This is a genomic window from Steroidobacter sp. (assembly GCF_016790065.1).
GTDB lineage: Bacteria > Pseudomonadota > Gammaproteobacteria > Steroidobacterales > Steroidobacteraceae > Steroidobacter.
Genome location: NZ_JAEUPY010000707.1, coordinates 1 through 2,958 on the forward strand (window position 1 = coordinate 1; position 2,958 = coordinate 2,958).

Annotated in this window: 2 protein-coding genes; one reads left to right on the top strand and one right to left on the bottom strand. The window is 61.1% G+C overall.

Annotated elements, in window-relative coordinates; all coding sequences use genetic code 11:
- A partial coding sequence (locus JNL55_RS29030) for a DegV family protein (RefSeq protein ID WP_293862889.1) occupies positions 1-1,522 on the top strand: 1,522 nt, incomplete at its 5' end.
- Here the strand turns inward: JNL55_RS29030 and JNL55_RS29035 are convergent.
- Positions 1,500-2,958: patatin-like phospholipase family protein (locus JNL55_RS29035; protein ID WP_293862891.1), on the bottom strand; the 1,459-nt coding region annotated here is incomplete at its 5' end. The genes JNL55_RS29030 and JNL55_RS29035 overlap by 23 nt on opposite strands.

The following is a 2,958-nucleotide window of genomic DNA, read 5'->3' on the forward strand; positions in this document are numbered from 1 at the left end:
CGACAGCGCCGCATCGCATGCAGCGCTCTCGACATTGCAATTCGCGAAAGCAGTGACGGCTGGCGCAATCTACGCTCGCGACAGTCTTTCAGAGCCGCGCGAAGGCACGGTGCTGACGGTGATTACTGATTTCGCAGCCGAGACCGCTCGTCTCGCTGCGACTGGCCTGCACGACTTTCTCAGCCTGTTTTCTCAAGCACTCGGCAAAGCTCGCGCGTCCTTACAGCACACGGCGGAGCAGTTAGAAGAGTTACGGGCAGCCCGCGTCGTAGATGCCGGCGCGCAAGGCTTCGTCGACCTACTCGAAGGCATGACAGAACATTTGCATCACGATGTGGATGCAGAGCCCACCGAGGTCGCCATCGCTACGACCGAGCACGAGGCAATCGCCGGCGAAGCTCACGACCTGTCACATCGCTTCTGCACCGAATGCACCATTACCAGCGCCAACATCGATCGACGTAAATTGCGCGAGCAACTCGCGTCGCTCGGTTCGTCATTGGTGCTGGCAGGAACGACGCGCAAGTCTAAAGTTCATATTCACGTCAACGATCCTGCCGACGTATTTCGGGTCGCGGCTCAGTTCGGCGAAGTCACGGGCCAGAAGGCCGACGACATGCAGCGCCAGCAACAAGCGGCACATGATCGACTGCGCCGAGTGGCCATCCTCACCGATTCGGTCGCCGATATTCCCGACGACCTGCTGGATCGACTCGGCATTCACGTCGTGCCATTACGAGTTCATTTCGGCGAAAGCAGTTATCTCGACAAGGTAGGCTTGTCGCCAGAAGAGTTTGTCGCCGAGCTAGTGCGCAATCCCAAGCATCCCACCACGTCGCAGCCACCGGCGGGAGACTTTCGGCGTCAGTTCGAATTCCTGACCTCGCACTTCGACAGCGTCGTTGCCATCAACGTCACTGGCAAAGTCAGCGGCACGTATAACTGCGCCCGGTCGGCGGCGGATCGCGTGCAGAGCGAGAGCACGATTGACGTCATCGACTCGGCTAACGCATCCATTGGTCAAGGATTGCTCGCGATCTATGCGGCTGAACTGGCGGCACAAGGCTTCGGTGCGGAGCGCATCGTCGCGGCCGTACGCAAGATGATCCCGTGGACGCGCACTTATGCGCTGATCGGCTCGCTCGACTACGCCGTGCGCGGCGGCCGTTTGAAGCCGGCAGTCCGGACCATTGCGAACGCGCTCGGGTTGTCGCCGGTGCTAGGCACTCACGCCGATGGACGCGTCGCGCCGGTCGGCACGCTGTTCGGTCGCCGCAAGCGTCGTGAGAAATTCATTCGTTTCATCGCGGCCCGAATGGACGACGGGCAGCCGTACCGGGTCGGTATCGGTCACGCCAACGCTGAGACCGAAGCGCACGACCTGCTCGAACAACTCAAGCGCGCGCATCCGAAGATCGAAAGCTCGTTCGTGATGCCGGTGGGCAGCACGCTCAGCGTGCACGGTGGACCTGGAACGCTCGTCGTTGGCCTTCAGCCAACTACTTCCAATCGCGCAGCTTGACCTGCGCGTATTGATATCCCGCTTCGATGGCGCGATCGAACGCTTGCCAGTTGAGCATATCGATCTGCTCCAACGGCGGCTGCAGTAACAAGTCCGAAAGCTCACGTCGAGAAGCGGTATTCGCTGTGCTGTTCACCATGCCGGAGCGCCACAGAATCTGCAGGATGTTGATGCGCTGTTTGCGATCACGGAACCACTGCATGGCACGCCATAGCGGCGGCACATCCGAATCCTCGCAGTCCGTAGTGAACACGCGATCCGCAGCGACATCGACACCGATGACGCGCCCGACGCCTGACTCTCGCATCACATCGACCGGCAAATTGTTGATGGCTGCGCCGTCGACGAAGACTTCGCCATGTTCGATGACAGGCGGCAACACGCCAGGAATGGAAACGGACGCACGCAGCCAGCGCCACAGCAGCCCACGGCGATGCACAGCCAGCTGGCCCGTGCTCAGATTGGTGGAGACGCAAAAGTACGGCAGCGGCAGATCTTCGATAGCAACGTCGCCGAACTCATCGTGCAACAAGCGACTCACCTTGCGCCCCGACACCAGCGACACCAGCGGCAGTGTGTAATCGTTGAGCGGATTGGTGGCGACGAAACTGCGACGCACGCGTTCCTGCAACTCGTCGTGGTCCCACTCCAATGCATACCCTGCAGCGACGATGGAGCCCAGACTGGTGCCGCCGATAGCATCGATGGCAATGCCCGCTTCACGAAACGCGCGCAACACACCGATGTGAGCAAACCCTCTCGCACCTCCACCGGACAACACGACACCCAGTCCGGTGCCCGTCAGCGAGCGCGCCAGTCTGCCGATATCGGCGGGGCCGCGAATATGGTGATGTGACAAACCCGGTTTGAGATCGAGCCAGCGTTGCGTGAGCCCGGGTGACGTCGAACCTTTGTGGAGCAACACCAGCTCGGGCCGCTGCCCGGTGACGTTACGATCCAGATAGCCCTGCAGCGCCGGCCAGTCGGCCAGCTGCGAGTCTGCATCGGCGAGCAATAGAATCACGTCGGCCTGGCGCAGGCACAACTTGCTCCAGCTGGTGGCCGCGGATTCACAAACATAGACGACGAATTCGTTGCCTCGCTCGACCGCATGAAACCATTCAGTGGTTCGCTCCGCGCCGCGCTGATTCCAAACCAACTCCGCAGAGCCGATTCGATTCAGGAAGGTCACTAGCTTGGCGGCGAACACAGTGGCGCCGTCGCTGCCATCGTGAGGAACAATGGCAAAGGTTCTCGGCATCGAGCGCTGAGCGCGCGCGTGCGATTGAGACTGCGAGGACTCCAGTCGCTGCACTAGAAGTTGCGACACTCGCAGCAGCCATTCCGGATGCTGGCGCATCACTCGCTCGAATGCAGAGCGCGACAACCGACCCAACTCGCTGTCGCGCAGAGCGATGACCGTTGCGCTACGTGGC